This window comes from Peribacillus sp. V2I11, assembly GCF_030817135.1.
Classification (GTDB): domain Bacteria; phylum Bacillota; class Bacilli; order Bacillales; family DSM-1321; genus Peribacillus; species Peribacillus simplex.
Genome location: NZ_JAUSYW010000001.1, coordinates 3210954 through 3229615 on the forward strand (window position 1 = coordinate 3210954; position 18662 = coordinate 3229615).

Here is an 18662-nt window from a genome sequence, read left to right on the forward strand (position 1 = left end):
GAAAAACTGCCAGGGAATGAAGTATCTCTGGCAGTTTTTCATATGGTATGGACTATTTCTTATCGGTTATCCAGTAGACGTTTGGCATATAGGGCAAGTTTTAAAGTGAACAGATCATCATTGCTTAAGTCCATTCCTAATAGTTTTTTTATGCTTTTTATTCGAAAATGGATGGTGTTTCGATGTACCCCCATTTTTCTGGCCGTTTCAGCAGGTCGAAGATTGCATTGCAAATATGCCTCCAAAGTTTTGATCAGATCAGACTGGGTCTCATCGTCATGGTCCTTCAGCGGTGCTAAATTACCTGTAACAATATCCATGAGCACATTTTTTGGAGCATATTGCAAAATTTTAAAAGTTATTAATTCTTTGTAGCTGTAAATTTCCTGTCCTGGGTTCAATCGTTTTCCCAATTCAATAGATTGTAAAGCTTCCTGTAAGCTATTAGCTAGGTTATTAATACCTGTATGATAGTTACCGACTCCCAGCGTAAGTTCCATTGGTAGGTGTTTAGATAAAGTAGAGATGATTTGTTGGCTTATCTGGGTGACTTGTGAATAAAAGTGGGTGTTCCCTAGGGGGATGGTATCCAGATAAATGATAGCTAGACTGCCCTTAATATTCCTTATGAGCTTATCAATTTTATATTGCTCGGTTAATGTTTCAATTGTCTTGATAAGCTGTTTATAAGTAATGGAATCATTCCTTTGATTCCATTGCAGCGTTAAAGGTAAAACCGTACATATGAATCCCCCAGTAATTTGATGGAAGCTGGATTTGTCCTCCGTCATTCCTAAAATCCCGTAACTTAAATTTTCGGCACCAACTTCCGAAATATCTTCAATACTATAACTCAACTCTTTTTGTTCATTCTGTCTCGTTACAATTTCACGAAGTAGGGGAGACATGATATCTGATAGCGAAAACTCAGGGGGGATTTTGAGAATAGGCAAATTGGCCATATTGGCAATGCTGATGGTAGTTTGTGGAATTTTCTCCAGTTTGATGAACAATCCTGAACAATTCATTTTTGCTAATTCGATTACGAATTGGTCTAATTGTTGCGGATTATCCTGAAATAAGTATCCTGTTGTTAGAATCAATTCATTTGGCTTCAACCAGGAAAGCACATCAGGAGCATCAAAGCTATTGATGGATTCTATTTCTCTATTAAGTCCCTGAATGCCAGCTGCCACTTGGCATTGTTTGATCTGTGGTAATTTTAATGCATCAGTCATCGTTAAATGCATGATAGGTCCCCTTCGCTGTGCCTTTTCCCTCTAATTTAACTAATTTTTTGAATATTGGCAACTAAAGCTGAGCTATAAGGATAGCCTGTTCTTTAAAGGTAGTGCGGTAAGCACAAAGGGGTTGGAAAAATATTAGCTTTTTCAGCTAATGACCTATAAATAAGCGCACGTATATAATTCAATTAAGTTAAGAATGTTTTGAATTATAAAAATAATCAGAAGAAGGGAGGGCCCGTATTGATATCTGACCTTAATAGCATTAATGAGTTGAACAAGGTGGAATTCATCCAAAAGTTAGGTTGGGTATATGAACATTCTCCATGGATAGCAGAGCGTTCATGGGATTACAAGCCATTCATTTCCTTAGAGAACCTAAAACGGAAAATGGAAATAGTTGTGCAGAATGCCTCATTATCGGAACAGCTCCAATTAATCAAGTCCCACCCGGACTTAGCAGCCCGGATTGATATGGCTGAAGCATCAGTTAAAGAACAATCCGCGGCCGGTTTGAATTCGCTTTCTCCGGATGAATATGAAGAATTTCATGCGTTAAATAATCAGTATAAAGAAAAGTTTGGATTTCCGTTCATTTTTGCTGTTCGTGGCAGCGATAAAACGGTGATAAAGGCAGAGATGAAAAGAAGGATTGGTTTGGATCAGGCAAATGAACTTAAGGAAGCGATCAAGCAAATCCACTTAATTGCTGGCCACAGGTTATCTGATTTTATTAAATAGGAGGAGGAATAATATGACAGTTCAAAATGGAAACAGAACGATGTATTACGGTAAAGGGGATGTATTTGTATATAGGACTTTTGTACAGCCTCTTACAGGTTTGAGGAAAATACCGGAATCAAGTTTCACAGAAAGAGATAACACTATTTTTGGATTTAATTGCCAGATTTCTCTAAAAGGGGAAGCTTTTTTATCTTCTTTTACGGAAGGAGATAATAGCTTGGTGATTGCAACGGATTCCATGAAAAACATCATTCATCGCCAGGCCGCCAATTATCAAGGAAATACGGCGGAAGGATTTTTAAAGTTCATATGTGAAGTTTTCCTTGATAAGTATAGCCACATAGATGCAGTTGAACTGACAGCAAATGAAGTTCCCTTCGATCATGTACTCGTTCCAAAAGGGGAAGGACATGAAAATAGTGATGTTGTCTTTCGATGTTCCAGAAATGAGAGGGCTACCACTACAATCGAAGTGAAAAGGACACCTACCGGAAGCAAAATCGTTAAGCATTCAAGTGGAATAGTTGATGTCCATTTAATCAAGGTTAAAGGAAGCTCTTTTTATGGATTTATTCAAGATGAATACACCACACTGCCAGAAGCTCAAGATCGTCCACTATTTATCTACTTGGATTTCGATTGGGAATATAGCCGCTGGGAGGATGCCACTGGAGCGAATCCAGAAAAATATGTAGCAGCAGAACAAATTTGTGATATTGCAAACACCGTGTTCCATGAACTGAATAACCGTTCGATTCAGCAGCTCATTTATCATATTGGTATTAGAATTCTGGAACGTTTCCCTCAGCTGGCGAATGTTCAATTTAAAACCAATAATCGTACCTGGGAAACAGTTGTAGATACTATTCCAAATTCAGAAGGAAGTGTTTATCAGGAACCTCGTCCTCCGTTTGGCTTCCAAGGCTTTGTCGTTACACAAGAAGACGTTAAACAAAAAAAGGCGGCTGATTCAACTGTAGGGGTTTCCCGATAATGGACAGTAAGCTGACCACACATGTTTTAGACCTGTCTAAAGGCCTGCCGGCAAAAGGGATGAAGTTAGAACTTTGGGCCATAGCAGATCATGGAGACCATTCTTTCATTAAAGAGGTCTATACAAACAAAGATGGGAGAGTGGATGATCCACTTCTTCAAGGGGATGATCTCAAACCAGGTGAGTATGAGCTTGTCTTTTATGTTGGGGAATATTTCAATGATGGAGCGAATGATCCTTATATAAGGCCATTTTTAAATAAGGTCCCACTTCGTTTTGGAATAAGAAGTGATGAAGGACATTATCATGTTCCTCTGCTTGTTGCTCCAGGAGGATATAGCACTTACCGAGGAAGCTAGAAAATTAGTAAGGGAGTTGGAGGGTTCAATTTGGCACATGAGCGTACTGGTGTAGTGACTTTAGGCGGTAATCCAGTGACCTTAATTGGTACTGAACTAAGAGTAGGGGATAAGGCCCCTGACTTTGCACTATTGACAAATGACCGCCGTAAAGTACATTTAACTGACTATAAAAATAAGACATGCATCATCACGACTGTTCCTTCGCTTGATACTGGTGTATGTGATTTACAAACAAAGCTCTTAAATGAAGAAGCAAGCAAAATGAATGATGATGTAGCAGTGTTGGCTATCAGCGCAGACCTTCCCTTTGCTCAAGCAAGATGGTGTAAAGAAAGTAATGTGGATGCTATAACCATTCTCTCGGATCACTTTGATTTGTCATTTGGTACTGCATATGGAACGTATATGAAAGAACAACGAATGGAATGCAGGGCAGTATTTGTAATAAATCAAGAAGGAACTATTAAGTATGTGGAATATGTACCGGAAGTCACGGATCACCCAGATTATGAATCCGCATTGCAGGCAGCGAAGGAAGTGATAAATAAAGCTGGTGCAGCTAAATAAATATTTTCCCTCACGCAGGATATTAAAATTTCATTCTATTATCCGTAAGACCGTCCGGTTTACAAAAACTGGACGGTCTTTTGATGATTGGAGTAGTTTTCCAGTGACTTCATTAACACAAGAGGAGATAAGTACTCGGACTTACTCGATGATGATTTATCTTTTCTTTTTGAGCCCTTTGCAGAATCCCCCGATGGGGCAGATGATCAAGACAATGATAAAACTCCTTCTTTAAGGAACAATCCACAACAGAAACAACTAGCCTTAGAGTTGGGGAGAAGAACAACTTAGAAATTAAACAACAAACTGCTCCTTACAAAATAAGTGGTCTTAGTCAAGCTCTGAAGTCGGTGGGAAATTGAAAAAAGTGAGTGCTCTTCCTTAGGTGAAGCAAATAATTGACATTCAATTGACTATACATCAGATTCAAAGTTCGGGAATCCTGAGGTGGATAAAGAAAAAATCGTAAATGCGTTATTCAAAATGCTATCTTAAACATGAATCCACTGTAAAAAATATGATTTATGTGGAGGGAAAAGGATGCCTAGTTATATTGTACCTCTATTGTTATCACATTTATTGTTATTGTCACCATTCAATCAGGGCCGATGCCATGAATAAGACACAATAATTTGTCCCAACCAGGAATAGCGAGCTTACGGAGATTCACTGGGGGACCACGATAATACCATTTCTCAGCTTAACTCTGATGTCCTCTCGAAAGTAAGAGAACCGAAACGAGAATTAAAGGGTGATATCATTATTTTCCGCGGGCGCACGTCTTGTTCAAAGCTTGATTAATGCTGGTTTACTTGAATAGCTGCGATTCATCATTTATCCGGTCATAAATGTACTGAAAGTTGCGTTTGGCAGCCTTTTTCTTATGCATTCCAAAAAGAAATTTGTTGAAATATAGGTAAAATATGGTATTGTGAAATTGGAGGTGATGATAACTTGAGGAAATGCTTTCTTTTTATTAGCCTTTTTTTTGTTTTATTCTTTTTATCAGCTTGTTCATCAAATCCTTCTCTGGAACTAGTAGATGCGAATGTTGATATTGTTAAAGATAAAAGTTTACTTGGTTCAATCGGGATAACTGAAGGAGAAAGAAAGGGAGATGAGCTGATACCGACAGCTTTATTTTATGAATTTACGATTAAAAATACAGGTAATAAAACAGTGGGTATTGAAGAAGTTGATAAAGGAATTGAACTTAAGATTGAGCCTAAAGACAAATTAAAATCGGTGTCAGAAGACGTAATAGGCTTCAATATTTATAATCCTGACGATTATGACGGGAGTGGTGTAGGGTTCGGTCATTCTTTTTTATCCGTTCTTAAGCCTGACGAAAAGGGTGAGTATACTCTTAACTACGATTTAGGTGTAAGTGAAGAAAATTCCCAAGTTCCACTACTTGTACCTTCAAAAGAAAAATTAGATGAACTTAGAGAATATGCATTTGATGCTTTTTTAATTGTAACGATTGAAAATCAAGAAATAGCAAGATTTGACCTGAATAAACTTAAAAACTAGCGTTAGCGGAAGATCGGAGCTGTCATTAAGATAGCTTTTTCTTGTGTGCCAGGCATGGCAACTATCTAGGTGGTGAAAGTCCACTGTGGGGGTACACATCGACCAACCACTAAGGAAGCGCAAGGTACTTATCGTGAGGTAAGGGCTGGAGGAAGCGTGGAATAAAATCTTGGCTCGACGAACAGGAATCTGATACTAAGGCTCTATAAAGGGATTAAACTCCAAGACAAGTTAAAGTCCAAAAGATGTGCGTAACTTTATAGAGTAAATCAGGCGAGTAAAAGAGGAAAGATAGGTGTCTTACCCTGGGAGGTCTTGCGGATGTACAGAAGTACAGTCGAAAAAGGTTAGTCGCAAGAAGTCAGCAGAAGCCATAGTAATGAAATAATTTCATGAAGGGCTGAACAATTTATAGTGTTTCAACGCCACGAATGCGTAAGTGACGAACTCCGAATGTGTTAATGGTGAAAGTATGAGCGTACCTCAAAGAATAACCAAAATGGAGATATCACTTACTACGTGAGAGGAAAGGAGAAACGAGTGTGGAACTTTTAGAACAAATCCTAAGTAATAAAAATATGAACGAAGCCTACATACGTGTCTATAAAAATAAAGGTGCAAGTGGGGTCGACGGAGTAACAGTCGACGAACTAAAGCAATACCTGAAAGAGAACAAAGATGAACTGCGTCAGCGCATCAGAACAAGAAAATACCAACCACAAGCTGCCTTAAGAGTGGAGATCCCAAAAGAAAATGGAAAGATGCGCAAATTGGGAATACCAACAGTAGTGGATAGAGTCGTTCAACAAGCCATTCATCAAGTTCTCAGTCCACTATTTGAAAAGCAATTCAGTGAATTCAGTTACGGTTTCAGACCAAAAAGAAGTTGTGAAATGGCGATAATTAAAAGCCTGGAGTTTCTGAATGATGAACATGATTGGGTAGTCGACATTGATCTTGAAAGATTCTTCGATACCGTCCATCACGATAAACTCATGAGAATCATATCCAACACAATAAAAGACGGAAATGTCATCTCGTTAATAGAACATGATTGGGTAGTCGACATTGATCTTGAAAGATTCTTCGATACCGTCCATCACGATAAACTCATGAGAATCATATCCAACACAATAAAAGACGGAAATGTCATCTCGTTAATCAGAAAATACTTAGTCAGTGGAGTCATGGTGAATGGAAAATATGAAGACACACCTGTCGGTACTCCGCAAGGAGGTAACCTCAGTCCACTATTAAGTAATATAATGTTAAACGAACTTGATAAGGAACTGGAGAAAAGAGGACTAAGGTTCGTGAGGTACGCTGATGATGCCCTTATCTTTGTGAAAAGTGAAAAGGCAGCGACCGAGTAATGAGCACAATCGTGAGATTTATAGAAGAGAAATTAGGCCTGATAGTCAACGTAGAGAAGAGTAGAATCTCACGTCCAAAAGAGTTGAAATTCTTAGGATTTGGGTATTATTACGACACTAATAACAACAACTACAAAGTGAAACCTCATCCAAGTTCTGTACAGAAGTTTCAAAGGAAACTTCGACAACTGACAAAGCGAAATTGGAATGTTCCACTAGACTACCGAATATTGAAATTGAACCAAGTAATAGTTGGATGGGTAAACTACTTCAGAGTGGCAAACATGAAAAAAACGACGGAACGAATAGACACAAAGCTTCGCTCTAGAATTAGGGTCATCATATGGAAACAATGGAAAGTAGCGAAGAAACAAATTAAATCGCTTATTCAACTAGGAATTCCGGAGGAAGAAGCGAAAGGATTAACCTACTGTCGAAAAGGTTACCGATTCATAGGAGTATCCAAAGTCGTCCAAAGAGCAATCTCAAACAAAAGACTAAAGCAGAGGGGAGTCCCCTCTGCTTTAGAACATTATCTAAAAGTACACACTGTGATATAAATTGAAACGCCGTATACGCGAACCGTACGTACGGTGTTGTGAGAGGGGCGAAAATAAACTTATTTTCCCCCTACTCGATTAGGCATCGGGGCCGTTTAAAGTTTAAGACTTAAAATTTTACTGTTGTAATGGAGGGATATGATAATGGGCCAATTAAAAGGGAAAATTGCCATTATTACGGGAGTAAGCCGTCTGAAAGGGATTGGAGCTGCCATTTGCAGGGAGTTAGCTGAAACGGGTTACCATATATTTTTTACTTATTGGACGGAATATGATAAAAAAATGCCTTGGAGCATTGGTTCAGATGAGCCCATGAAATTAAAAGAAGAATTAATAAAAAAGGGTGTTAAGGTATCATGTATGGAGTTGGATTTAACTTCATATGATGCACCTGAACAACTTATAAATGAAGTTTCTGAACAACTTGGTTATCCAGATATCTTGATTAATAACGCAGCATACTCAACTAACAACGATTTTTCTAATTTAACTGCCGAAGAATTAGATAGACATTACATGGTAAATGTTCGTGCAACGACACTATTGAGTAGTAAATTTGCTCAAAGGTTTGATAAGAAATCAGGCGGAAGAATAGTCAACATTACTTCAGGTCAGTTTCAAGGACCAATGCCTGGCGAATTGGCATATGCAACAACAAAAGGAGCAGTTGATGCTCTAACTATCACATTATCGGCTGAACTGGCCCCTTTAGGAATAACGGTCAATGCAATAAATCCAGGTCCAACTGATACAGGGTGGATGACAGAGGAAATAAAAAGTGAATTAAAACCGATGTTTCCTTTCGGGAGAATAGGAAAACCGAGTGATGTTGCAAAAACTATTAAATTTTTAGTGAGCGATGAAGCAGATTGGATTACAGGTCAGGTCATTCATGCAGAAGGTGGATTTAAAAGGTAAATTAAACAAAAAGTCTTTGGTTCTGATATCCATTTGTGTGAAGGATTGTACTTAAACTAACAGGTGCTTTTCAATAAAAAAGGTTGCTAAGGCAGCCTTTTTCTTATGGAGCCAATGGGGCAGGATACTGGAAGAAGATGATGGTATAATATGGTATGAAGTAATCGCGATGCTGAATAAGGGGGTTGTTTTATGAGTTATAAGAACACACTTATTACCATTTCAGAGGATTCAAGAGTTACTTCTGCAAGGGTACCTGTCATCAAAAACGAAAAACCCACAATTGCTTATATTGAGCATGATTTAATTAATAATGACCCATATAAATTTACACAAGACGACGTACAATTCAAAACATACTTGATCAAGAATCAAATAGAAGAGGAAAATGCAGATGAACTTCGAGAACAGTTTTTTTCAAAACCCAAGGCTTGCTTCAGAGCTTCTCCTTTAGTAAAAAATTATGGTTGGGGAATTCATTATAATAATCAAGGGAAAATTGCCATATATGATGTTAAGAGTGATATGTATAACCAATTGCTTAATCAAGTGGACATTACAAAACTTAAAGGTATGCGTTCCAAAAGAAAATAAATACAAACGGGGCAGGTGAGTTCAAATAAGGAATGCGCAAGATTATTATAAATACAAATGGGGATATAGAAATGATGAAAAAAAGTAAACACAATGCTGAACATTACATATGGGGAGATAATTGTGATGGGTGGCATTTAGTGAACAATCAAGATTTAAGTATTATTCATGAACGAATGCCTGCTAATACATTTGAAATAAAACATTATCATCAACACGCCCGCCAATTCTTTTTTGTTCCATCAGGTATAGCAACCATTGAGGTAGATGGTAAAGAGATTACTTTACATCCGCAAGAGGGAGTGGAAGTTCCTCCTTTGGTGCCACACCAAATGTTTAACAAGTCAAATGATGAAGTTGAGTTTTTGGTGACTTCTCAACCGACAAGTAAAGGTGATAGGATTTTAGTGGACTAAAACTAAATCTTCGTAATGAACAAAGCGGGGCAAGTTAGTTGAACAAGAACAAAGGGGAAATCCCAAGATTCCAAGCGTTGTTAAGTGGATTCCTGCGTAACACTCATGTGCTTAGACGGTAGTTTTGCTGACAAATGGTAGTTTGTTATAGGATAATGGTGATATATTTGGTGGGAAAAATATTAGGGGAAGCTCCAAAAAGAAGGAAGTGCTAAACGATGAATCTAGAAATGGTCATGCAGGAGCTTGAAGCCCTTGGCAAGGAACGAACTAAAAAAATATACATATCCAATGGTGCGCATGAGCCTCTTTTTGGCGTGGCTACAGGCGCTATGAAACCAATTGCAAAGAAAATAAAAATAAATCAACGTTTAGCTGAAGAGCTTTATTCCACGGGGAACTACGATGCAATGTACTTTGCAGGCATTATTGCAGACCCAAAAGCCATGACTGAGTCGGATTATGATCGTTGGATGGATGCTGCGTATTTTTATATGCTGTCCGATTTTGTAGTGGCTGTAACTTTATCAGAGTCAGATATTGCACAAGAAGTTGCTGATAAATGGATCGCAAGCGGTGAAGAGCTGAGAATGTCAGCGGGCTGGAGTTGCTACTGCTGGCTTTTAGGGAATCGACTAGACGTTGAATTTTCAGAAAGCAAGATTTCCAATATGCTTGACATTGTGAAAAATACGATTCACGATTCGCCAGAACGAACGAAATCCGCTATGAATAATTTTCTATACACCGTGGGGATTTCATATGTGCCACTCCATGAAAAGGCAGTCGGGACCGCAAAGGCAATAGGAACAGTAGAAGTCAAACGGGACAAGAAAAAAAGCAGTTTTCTAAATGCTTACGAAAGTATTCAAAAAGAAGTCGATAAAGGAAAGCTTGGTTTTAAACGCAAACATGTAAGATGTTAAAAAAATTACCCGCGCAAAATTGAAGTGTAATCTATGGACGATTATAAAGATACTCTACTTGAGCAATTATGTATCAATTATCGTGAAAAAGTTATTACCTTCAAAATTTTAAAGCCAGTATCTTTTATAATAACTGTATACTGAATCACAAGAAAAGAATCCATTTCGATCAATCTTTTTTCAAAATGGATTCTTTTTATTTACGCTAATATGGGGGGACAGGAGGGAATTTTGATCAATCTTGATTCCAAAAATACACATAGATCTTAATTAGTTCCATATTTTGATATATCGAGCTATTTATTCAACTTTTAGGGAATTTTCCACCTGATAATTATCCTCATGATTCATTGCATCTTTCAAACTATTAGTTGTGGGCTGGATAGCGCAATAATTTGCTTGCAGTTATAATGTTCAAAGACGGACATTTAATGTCTCCAAATCATCAATATTTACCAGTGACCTGTGTCAAAATATTAGGAGAAGGGAGACAAGGTGGGTAATGAAGAACCCTGATAAGATTTACAACACTGCGGTAGAGGCAACTTTAGAGTTAATTGGCGGAAAGTGGAAACCCGTAATTCTCTTTCATCTAACATTTGGCAAGAAACGTAACAATGAATTGAAAAGCTTGATACCTGAAATTACTCAAAAAATGTTAACGCAGCAACTTCGGGAGCTAAAAGAGGAAGGTGTCGTCTTACGCATTTCTTACAATCAGGTTCCACCAAAAGTCGAGTATGAGTTGACAGACTACGGCTGGAGTCTAAAGGAGATCCTGCATCTGATGTGTAGGTGGGGGGATTCGCATATAGAGAGAAAGTACAGAGGAAGGGCTGTCGTTTTGGCCAAACCACAGCTTGAAGACGTACATAACAGATAAGAAGCCGGCCTAATATATAAGGCCGGCTCTTCGTTTATGGGATGACTTTGCGTTTGCGGAAGTCGTCGAAGATGTTCATAAACATCGCTTCGGTATCGACGTATTCGTGAAAACCAAAGCGACGGGCCTTAGTTCCGTCAGCGAAGAAATCGTAATCCCAAGAGAACACGAAATCACCGAATCCCCAGGAGGATACGTCTTTATAGGAATGACCTGCAAGCCCATGATTCTCGACCATTTTGTTCCAAAGCGGCTCCTTGTCCGCCATGACAACGTCCAGTGACATCTGCAGCGGGGGCGCCGTCTCCAAGCCGAAGTAGTGAGCGATCTTCGGCCATAATTCATTCCAACGGAACAGATCGCCGTTCGTGATGTTGAATGCCTGATTGGCACAACGCTCTTCAGTCGCCGCCCATACTGTTGCCTTCGCGAGAAGCCCTGCATCTGTCATCTCCAAGAGGCTGTCGTAAGCACCAGGCTTGCCTGGAAACCGCAGCGGAAGTCCAAGCTCCTTCGAAATTGAGGCGTAGATCGCAATAACCATGGCGAGGTTCATCGGATTTCCAAGTGAGAAGCCGCAGACTACAGAAGGCCGGAGCGCCGACCAAGTCCAAGCCTTACCTATTTGCCTTTTTTCCAAGAAATCTTGCTGGTCAACATTGAACTCGGGTGGCATATGGTTAGCGTCTGTCTCACGAGCAGGCGTCTTGAATGGGCCGAGATGTGCGCCGTATACCTTGTATCCCTGCATCAAACTGACATGTTTTAAGCCCGAGGCGATTGGTTCGATTGTCTCTACGGTGTTCACTAGCATGGCGAGGTTGGGAGGAACAAGTTCGGCCCAAGTTGGACGGTCCTGATAGGCGGCATAGAAGATGTGTGTTACCTCAGTTAAACTGCTTAGCTTCTCGCGGGTGTCGTCTATATTTAGTAAATCCGCAGCCACATACCGGACACGGCCGACAGACTCCCCACCTCGACGCGATACCCCGATCACATCCCAATCAGGGAGAGTAATGAGGTGATCTATGAGGTTACGACCGATGACACCATTTGCGCCTACGACCAAGGCGACTTTGCGTGCTGTTTGAGATTCATTATTCATAGTGTTGCAGCTCCTTCTGTACTGTGATTTGTTCACTGTTATTTTGCATCAAGGAACAACACTTGAGAAGTACGTACTTTGAAGTGTCATAAGCACTTTTTTGTAATCTAGTAATGCTTTTAAGACACATAACCGTGTTATAACATATAAGCCTCAAAAAAAACATTATAGCAATTGTTTAAGAATGTAATGATTAACCAACCCCTTTTTTTCTTTAACCTCCTCTAAAACACGAACATTAATTTACTGAAAAAGCCCGTTCCTACGAGGGAGAAAAGGATTTACCGATGTTCCGGGTAGATCTTCAACAATCGGGCGCAATTTTTTAGTAAGAAGGTGTAAACAAAAGGACTATTATAATATTGTTTAAATATTGAGGTAAACTATTACAAAAAATGTGGGTGATTGAATTGGGTGAAAACATAACGCCTCTTATATTCTGGGCAGCAGCTATAATAGGTGGAACATTTGTATCAGCATGGTATTTAAAGAAGAAATAATAAAGGCTGTGAATTTGAGAAAAAGAGTTAGGAAGTACCTACTGCAACAGATTATCAGATGTCTTTGCAAGGCTGCTATCCATTTAAAAGAATCATCCTTACAAACCTAAGTTCTTATTTATCCAGGGAGATGTAAAATGTTGAAAATTATTAGAGTGAGGGTACATATATTAATTGATTATTTTGATCTTCAACTAACAGGTGCGTTAGCTGAAGATCAGAGCTGTCTTGAACGCAGCTTTTTCTTGTGGAAATAAAGGGAGGGTTTAATAAGATGCCCTCCATTGTTTAATTGAGTGCCAGCTCATGTTATAATGAATAACTTACGATAATTACTATTTTTGAACGGATGCCAAGAAAAAGCCTCCGCATAACGATAAAATATGGAGGTGTAAGAGAATGAATAAACAATGGACGATTGGTAAAATTAAAGAATTTGTTGAGAACAATTCGGAAAGTAAGTTGTTAACGACGGAATATCACGGTTTTTCTCAAAAGTTACTATTTAAATGTGCATGTGGCAGCAATTTTGAAAAAACATTTAAGAAATTTAAAAATAATAACCAACGTAAATGTGATGTGTGCCAACCGCCTAAAGCGGCACGATAACGAATAACGAATAAATAAAGTGCTGATTTCTATTAAAGAGAAGTTGGCACTATTTTTATTTTAGGGGGGAAATGAAGAAGAAGTTTCTCTTAGAAAAAGGAAGAGATTATAAACAGAATTATTCCATTAGCGATGGTCTCAGAGAAAGCTATGGAGGCCCCGCCAGCAAAAATTGAGGAATTTATTGAAAGGTATCATGCTAATGAATTATTCACAGAAGAAGAAAAAAAGTTTTTAATGAAAAAACACCTGAATCAGAAAGAGCTGATCCAGTACTCTTGGAAGTTAGAATGTATTTGGCTTCTGCTTTGGACTGTAAATCTCATACCCGATATAGATGTTCCTGCCGATACGTGTAAGGCTGAATATGTTTTTGAGACGGTTTTTCTTCATTCTAAACAAGAGTTGTTTGATAAATCCACTTTAATACCAACCAGTGATATATTAGATAGTCTTGATTTAATTAAAAGAGCACATTGGGCGGTACGGGAAGCTCAAATAAATCATTTGGAAGTTCCATCATCTCTGGATGAAGGCGTTGTATATGAAAGACACTACACTCTTAATGGGCTAGTAAATTATATGGATCAAGAATGGGAGGAAATAAGTACAAATGCATAAAAGCTGCCATTCGTACTTTTATGCTCCCTTATAAGGGGCGAAAGATCTGGGTTAAATGTGAAGTTATCCACTTAATCTAACAGGTGATTTACTTCAATGAGGCAGGTTGCTTCGGCAGCCTTTTTCTTATTGCACGAACGAGGCAGGTTAGCTGAATAAGGGACGAATTACCAGTACAAAAGTTTTGATATTTTGAGATAATCAATAAGCATCAAGATTTTAAAGGTAATAGGGTAGATTTGTGAAGAAAATAGTATACAAGTTAATTGGCTTGGTTTAGGGTGTATTAGTTGTAATTGTTTGCATGAAATTAAGTGAACAATTCATGGGGGATGTATTACTAGGACTACCAATCGGAATATTTATTGCAGCCTATGAAAGGCAATACACAGATAAAATTATAAATAAATTGTAGGTTCCATAAAATGCATAGTTAAATAATTTAATCTTATTGAACTAAGGGCCGGTTTGGTTGAAGATGGAGTTGCGACGGGAGCTCTTTTTTCACGTAAAAGAACAGGCATGTTATAGTATAGGAGAACCGGATTTTATATTATCTGAGGTAATCTTAATCATCAAAGGAGTTTATTCATAATGCATGTGCTACAAAAAACACAAAAAATAGTTCGCTATCAGAATCAACAAGGCAAGATACATTACGGTATTGTTGAGGATGGGATGATATTACAACTGTCTAGCAGTTTTGCTGAACTTGTCAACAAGGAAATAAAGTATGACGGGGTAGAGCTGAAATATAGTGACGTGAAAATTTTGGAACCTGTAAAACCTTCGAAAGTGGTTAATTTCGGCTGGACATATGCAGGTCATGCGAAGGAAACGGGGGGAGAGGCAAACCTTGTAGAACCATTTCTATTTTTAAAGCCATTATCTTCGCTTATTGCAGACAAGGAGAAAATTATCCTTCCTCCAAACGAGCTATCCAATCAAGTGGAGCTTGAAGGGGAAGTAGCACTGGTCATTGGAAAGCGCGGAAAAAACATCAAAGAAGAAGATGCGCTTGATTATGTATTTGGTTGCACGATATTTAATGACGTCACAGCAAGAGATCTTACAAAAAAAGATCCACAGTTTACGCGGGGCAAAGGATTTGATACGTTCGGACCTTTGGGGCCGTGCATCGTTACCGGGATAGATCCCACTAATTTGCGGATTGTGACCACTTTAAACGGCCGCGTTGTCCAAGACGGGAATACCAATGAAATGTCTCTAAGCATTCCGTTTCTAATCAGCTGGCTTTCACAGGTGATGACACTGGAGCCCGGTGACATTTTGGCCACGGGTTCACCATCTGGCAGCTGCCCGATCAAGTCGGGGGATGAGGTCGTTGTTGAAGTCGAGAATATCGGTCGGTTATGTAATGAGGTTCAGTAGGATTCTTAATGCCGAATATGATAATGTTCATAAATAGTTAGCAAAGATCAGGGCTGTCTTTAAGGCAGCTCTTTTCTTTATGCATAGGGGCAGGTTAGCATTCCTGTAGAGCGTTATTTTTCAGCTTTGAAAAAAGTAGGGCCCCTCAGTAAGATATGAGTAAGACACCACTCTAACTCAAAACCTTAGGAGGAACCCTAATATGAATTTTAAAATGCAGGACAAACAAAATCAACTCATTGAACGAATTTCTGATCGACATCTCGTTGTTGGCGTAGATATTGCCCAACAATTTCACGTTGCTCGAGCTGTAAATTATCGAGGAATCGTGGTAGGTGATCCTCTTACTTTCGAAAATAACGAAGAAGGCTTTAACAGATTTCTAGAATGGATTAATAAACTAAAAGCTAAAAACAGCTTAGACACAACTATTGTCGGTATGGAACCTACAGGTCATTACTGGATTAATCTATCGAAATGGTTATCTAACGAAAAGATCGATGTCGTAACAGTCAATCCTCACCTTGTAAAAAGAAATAAAGAAAATCGAGATAACACTCAGTCCAAAAGTGATAAAAAAGACGCTCTTGTGATTGCGGATATGGTGAAGAATGGATACTATGCCTTTGTTCGTTCAACTCCAGAGTCTTTCGAAAAACTTCGAGTCCTTATGTCCAACCGTGATGTAATCGTTAAACGTCTCGTTAGTTCTATCAACCAATTAAATCGTTGGGTAGATGTAGTCTTTCCTGAGCTACGACAAGTGTTTAAAGATGTGAAAGGCAAAAGGGCAATCGCAACTCTACGTTTGTTTCCTACACCAATTGAGTTACGATCGATGCAACCTCAAGATATTGTAGGCAAATGGAAATCGGTAATGAAGCGTCAGCCTGGGTTGAAAAAAGCTTATCTACTTATAGATTTAGCTAAACGTTCTATCGGAACGCACCAAGCACTTGATGCTTACAAGCTACATTTAGAACAACTACTAGAAGAGTATGATCTAGCTACAACGCAACTCGAAAGAGTGGAACAAGAAGTCACTAACGTGCTTCAACAAATTCCTTTCGCAAAGAAACTGCTGGCTATTAAAGGGATCAGTGAAATCTCTTTAGCTGGAATTTTAGGGGAAGCTGGAGATTTAAGTGGATTCGCCCACGGTAATTCTCTCCTTCGTCATGCAGGGTTACATCTTTCCGAGGCGAGCTCTGGTAAATGGAAAGGACAAATTGTCATTTCTAAACGTGGGAGATCCAGACTGCGGCGTTTCTTATACCTAGCGACGATGAGCCTTGTCATGAATAACCCTGAGTTTAAAGCGTTGCACGCCAATAATGTTAAGGTGAAAAAAATAAAGAAAATGAAATCAATTATGAAATTGGTTGGTAAACTGGCTCGAGTATTTGTAGGAATAGCCAAACGAAATGAATCTTATTCTCCAGAAAAATTACAACCTTTTTCAGCTCTGGCAGCGTAGTTTATATTGAATAAATCATGCTTTACAGGTTTTCGAAGGGAACCTCACTTAAAAATCATTAGCACTTGATTTTCAGCTTATCTTTTGTCGAATGTTTTCTTATTCGTAGGATTTCAAATATGTACGGAGTACCAGATTTATTGAACAAAAGGGCATTGACCCATCAGGTTAGCAAAACTGGCCTCCACCCCTTGGATAGGCATGACGAAGGAATGATAGGGCAATTGACCCGTTGAGACATGGGAGGGAAAGCCTCCAGGGGCGGCGTGGAGATTACGTGCATTATATGGTAATATATGGAGTTTTTTATTACTCCTTTATTTAACTATGCCTCCACGAGCCAAATGGATCTGAGCTCATTGCTTTTAACCTTAATGTATTTTCAAGGGTTATGAAATCCTACGAATAAGTGAGCATTCGAGAGATATATCTATCATACCGAGGGAGTTCATTAATGGTAACGTTTGAATAGAGAACTAATTAAGGAATTAATGGTTGATAATTAGTTGAGTAATAGATCGCATAAGTATGAAGTCCCGGCATATGATTTTACTCCTGAAGTATTAGTTGAAATCACTAATTCAATTTATTATCCCAACCAAACCAAAATAGTCTGTTATTGAAACTACCATTAAAATAACCTTCGCTAACTCCGAAAAATATAATACCAAAGAAGACACACGGGCGTTAATTGAATAACGAAAGAGCTGTCTTGATTGACAGCTCCTAACTTCAAAAATGTCTGTGGGAGTGATGCGTTTGGGCGATTCCTTGCAAAAGAAAGACATCGCCAGGCTAAAAAGGTTAAAACCCCAATTACACAAAAATATTGATATCCCATAGTTATCTTTTTGATGCTATCTTTTTTTCGGCCCTTTTTTTCCTTTTTTTCCTTTGGCACCTTTGCCCTGTTTCCCCTCACCGGTTTCCGCTGATTCTTCTCCTTCATGAGAACCATTATGGCCTTTAGGTTCCGAGGGCTCCTGGGTTTGCTCTGACTCGGTGGAGGCAGTACCATCTTTCAGTCCTTTTTTCCCTTTGGCGCCTTTGCCCTGTTTCCCCTCACCGGTTCCAGTTGATTCTCCTCCTTCATGAGGACCTTTATGGCCTTTAGGTTCCGAGGGCTCCTGGGTTTGCTCTGACTCGGTGGAGGCTGTGCCATCTTTCGATCCTTTTTTCCCTTTGGCGCCTTTGCCCTGTTTCCCCTCACCGGTTTCCGCTGATTCTCCTCCTTCATGAGGACCTTTATGGCCTTTAGGTTCCGAGAGCTCCTGGGTTTGCACTGACTCGGTGGAGGCTGTGCCATCTTTCGGTCCTTTTTTCCCTTTGGCGCCTTTGCCCTGTTTCCCCTCACCGGTTCCCGCTGATTCTCCTCCTTCATGAGGACCTTTATGGCCTTTAGGTTCCGAGAGCTCCTGGGTTTGCACTGACTCGGTGGAGGCTGTATCATCTTTCGATCCTTTTTTCCCTTTGGCGCCTTTGCCCTGTTTCCCCTCACCGGTTCCCGCTGATTCTCCTCCTTCATGAGGACCTTTATGGCCTTTAGGTTCCGAGAGCTCCTGGGTTTGCACTGACTCGGTGGAGGCTGTGCCATCTTTCGATCCTTTTTTCCCTTTGGCACCTTTGCCCTGTTTCCCCTCACCGGTTCCCGCTGATTCTCCTCCTTCATGAGGACCTTTATGGCCTTTAGGTTCCTAGAGCTCCTGGGTTTGCTCTGACTCGGTGGAGGCTGTATCATCTTTCGATCCTTTTTTCCCTTTGGTGCCTTTGCCTTCTATTTCCTCTTGAGTTGCACTCACTGGCTGTTCTTTTTTATTAGATTTTTTCTTCATTTTTTCACCATC

18 protein-coding genes and 1 pseudogene are annotated in these 18662 nt (G+C 39.4%); 15 read left to right on the forward strand and 4 right to left on the reverse strand.

Features of this window, described 5'->3' with window-relative positions:
* Positions 1-59: 59 nt before the first annotated feature.
* The gene (locus QFZ73_RS15625) at positions 60-1250 is read right to left on the reverse strand and encodes a PucR family transcriptional regulator (RefSeq protein WP_307267806.1); all 1191 of its coding nucleotides are present in this window, start codon (positions 1248-1250) and stop codon (positions 60-62) included.
* A gap of 237 nt (positions 1251-1487) precedes the next feature.
* On the opposite strand from QFZ73_RS15625, the gene uraD reads away from it, so the two are divergent.
* The 11 genes and pseudogenes from uraD (at position 1488) to QFZ73_RS15680 (ending at position 11114) form a co-directional block, all read left to right on the forward strand.
* Positions 1488-1985 (forward strand): 2-oxo-4-hydroxy-4-carboxy-5-ureidoimidazoline decarboxylase, encoded by a 498-nt coding sequence (uraD, locus tag QFZ73_RS15630; protein ID WP_307267811.1) that lies wholly within the window; start codon positions 1488-1490, stop codon positions 1983-1985.
* A 13-nt stretch (positions 1986-1998) separates the two neighbouring features.
* Complete coding sequence (gene pucL / locus QFZ73_RS15635) at positions 1999-2982, forward strand: factor-independent urate hydroxylase (RefSeq protein WP_307267813.1); 984 nt, start codon at positions 1999-2001, stop codon at positions 2980-2982.
* Positions 2982-3341, forward strand: a complete 360-nt coding sequence (uraH, locus tag QFZ73_RS15640; protein ID WP_251437961.1) for a hydroxyisourate hydrolase — start codon at positions 2982-2984, stop codon at positions 3339-3341. The genes pucL and uraH overlap by 1 nt, the downstream gene beginning before the upstream one ends.
* A gap of 30 nt (positions 3342-3371) precedes the next feature.
* Entirely contained in the window at positions 3372-3911 is a 540-nt protein-coding gene (gene tpx, locus QFZ73_RS15645) for a thiol peroxidase (protein ID WP_307267818.1), read from the forward strand.
* Between the two features lie 954 nt (positions 3912-4865).
* A complete protein-coding gene (locus QFZ73_RS15650) occupies positions 4866-5444 on the forward strand; it encodes a putative periplasmic lipoprotein (protein ID WP_307267821.1) in 579 nt (192 codons plus the stop codon).
* A 542-nt stretch (positions 5445-5986) separates the two neighbouring features.
* Positions 5987-7377, forward strand: a pseudogene (locus QFZ73_RS15655) (group II intron reverse transcriptase/maturase).
* Positions 7378-7521: 144 nt separating this feature from the next.
* Positions 7522-8295, forward strand: coding sequence for an SDR family oxidoreductase (locus tag QFZ73_RS15660; protein ID WP_307267823.1), 774 nt, complete (start codon positions 7522-7524; stop codon positions 8293-8295).
* 192 nt (positions 8296-8487) lie between these two features.
* The gene (locus tag QFZ73_RS15665) at positions 8488-8889 is read left to right on the forward strand and encodes a DUF6157 family protein (protein ID WP_307267826.1); all 402 of its coding nucleotides are present in this window, start codon (positions 8488-8490) and stop codon (positions 8887-8889) included.
* A gap of 74 nt (positions 8890-8963) precedes the next feature.
* On the forward strand, positions 8964-9305 hold the full coding sequence (locus QFZ73_RS15670; RefSeq protein WP_307272814.1) for a cupin domain-containing protein: 342 nt from the start codon (positions 8964-8966) through the stop codon (positions 9303-9305).
* A gap of 218 nt (positions 9306-9523) precedes the next feature.
* The gene (locus QFZ73_RS15675; RefSeq protein WP_307267829.1) at positions 9524-10231 is read left to right on the forward strand and encodes a DNA alkylation repair protein; all 708 of its coding nucleotides are present in this window, start codon (positions 9524-9526) and stop codon (positions 10229-10231) included.
* 502 nt (positions 10232-10733) lie between these two features.
* Positions 10734-11114 (forward strand): winged helix-turn-helix transcriptional regulator, encoded by a 381-nt coding sequence (locus QFZ73_RS15680; RefSeq protein WP_307267832.1) that lies wholly within the window; start codon positions 10734-10736, stop codon positions 11112-11114.
* Positions 11115-11148: 34 nt separating this feature from the next.
* Here the strand turns inward: QFZ73_RS15680 and QFZ73_RS15685 are convergent, their stop codons facing one another.
* The gene (locus QFZ73_RS15685) at positions 11149-12219 is read right to left on the reverse strand and encodes an SDR family oxidoreductase (protein ID WP_307267835.1); all 1071 of its coding nucleotides are present in this window, start codon (positions 12217-12219) and stop codon (positions 11149-11151) included.
* Between the two features lie 899 nt (positions 12220-13118).
* On the opposite strand from QFZ73_RS15685, the gene QFZ73_RS15690 reads away from it, so the two are divergent.
* The 4 genes from QFZ73_RS15690 to QFZ73_RS15705 all read left to right on the forward strand — a co-directional run bounded on the left by QFZ73_RS15690 (position 13119) and on the right by QFZ73_RS15705 (position 16818).
* Positions 13119-13328 carry a hypothetical protein gene (locus QFZ73_RS15690; protein WP_251438268.1) on the forward strand — a complete coding sequence of 70 codons (210 nt, stop codon included), beginning with the start codon at positions 13119-13121 and terminating at the stop codon, positions 13326-13328.
* A gap of 108 nt (positions 13329-13436) precedes the next feature.
* On the forward strand, positions 13437-13949 hold the full coding sequence (locus QFZ73_RS15695) for a DUF4272 domain-containing protein (RefSeq protein WP_307272817.1): 513 nt from the start codon (positions 13437-13439) through the stop codon (positions 13947-13949).
* A gap of 594 nt (positions 13950-14543) precedes the next feature.
* The gene (locus QFZ73_RS15700) at positions 14544-15341 is read left to right on the forward strand and encodes a fumarylacetoacetate hydrolase family protein (protein WP_307267840.1); all 798 of its coding nucleotides are present in this window, start codon (positions 14544-14546) and stop codon (positions 15339-15341) included.
* Positions 15342-15543: 202 nt separating this feature from the next.
* Positions 15544-16818 (forward strand): IS110 family RNA-guided transposase, encoded by a 1275-nt coding sequence (locus QFZ73_RS15705; RefSeq protein ID WP_307267844.1) that lies wholly within the window; start codon positions 15544-15546, stop codon positions 16816-16818.
* A gap of 857 nt (positions 16819-17675) precedes the next feature.
* Here the strand turns inward: QFZ73_RS15705 and QFZ73_RS15710 are convergent.
* Together QFZ73_RS15710 and QFZ73_RS15715 are read right to left on the reverse strand one after the other, a co-directional pair.
* A complete protein-coding gene (locus QFZ73_RS15710) occupies positions 17676-18389 on the reverse strand; it encodes a hypothetical protein (RefSeq protein WP_307267847.1) in 714 nt (237 codons plus the stop codon).
* A gap of 123 nt (positions 18390-18512) precedes the next feature.
* On the reverse strand, positions 18513-18650 hold the full coding sequence (locus QFZ73_RS15715) for a hypothetical protein (RefSeq protein ID WP_307267850.1): 138 nt from the start codon (positions 18648-18650) through the stop codon (positions 18513-18515).
* Between the last annotated feature and the right edge of the window lie 12 nt (positions 18651-18662).

What these genes read in the sequence shown, in the direction of transcription:
- QFZ73_RS15660 (WP_307267823.1), top strand. Translation starts at nt 7,522, where the DNA reads ATGGGCCAATTAAAAGGGAAAATTGCCATTATTACGGGAGTAAGCCGT.
- uraH (WP_251437961.1), top strand. Translation starts at nt 2,982, where the DNA reads ATGGACAGTAAGCTGACCACACATGTTTTAGACCTGTCTAAAGGCCTG.
- QFZ73_RS15675 (WP_307267829.1), top strand. Translation starts at nt 9,524, where the DNA reads ATGAATCTAGAAATGGTCATGCAGGAGCTTGAAGCCCTTGGCAAGGAA.
- QFZ73_RS15705 (WP_307267844.1), top strand. Translation starts at nt 15,544, where the DNA reads ATGAATTTTAAAATGCAGGACAAACAAAATCAACTCATTGAACGAATT.
- QFZ73_RS15665 (WP_307267826.1), top strand. Translation starts at nt 8,488, where the DNA reads ATGAGTTATAAGAACACACTTATTACCATTTCAGAGGATTCAAGAGTT.
- QFZ73_RS15700 (WP_307267840.1), top strand. Translation starts at nt 14,544, where the DNA reads ATGCATGTGCTACAAAAAACACAAAAAATAGTTCGCTATCAGAATCAA.
- QFZ73_RS15670 (WP_307272814.1), top strand. Translation starts at nt 8,964, where the DNA reads ATGAAAAAAAGTAAACACAATGCTGAACATTACATATGGGGAGATAAT.
- QFZ73_RS15715 (WP_307267850.1), bottom strand. Translation starts at nt 18,650, where the DNA reads ATGAAGAAAAAATCTAATAAAAAAGAACAGCCAGTGAGTGCAACTCAA.
- QFZ73_RS15685 (WP_307267835.1), bottom strand. Translation starts at nt 12,219, where the DNA reads ATGAATAATGAATCTCAAACAGCACGCAAAGTCGCCTTGGTCGTAGGC.
- pucL (WP_307267813.1), top strand. Translation starts at nt 1,999, where the DNA reads ATGACAGTTCAAAATGGAAACAGAACGATGTATTACGGTAAAGGGGAT.
- QFZ73_RS15680 (WP_307267832.1), top strand. Translation starts at nt 10,734, where the DNA reads ATGAAGAACCCTGATAAGATTTACAACACTGCGGTAGAGGCAACTTTA.
- QFZ73_RS15625 (WP_307267806.1), bottom strand. Translation starts at nt 1,250, where the DNA reads ATGCATTTAACGATGACTGATGCATTAAAATTACCACAGATCAAACAA.
- QFZ73_RS15690 (WP_251438268.1), top strand. Translation starts at nt 13,119, where the DNA reads ATGAATAAACAATGGACGATTGGTAAAATTAAAGAATTTGTTGAGAAC.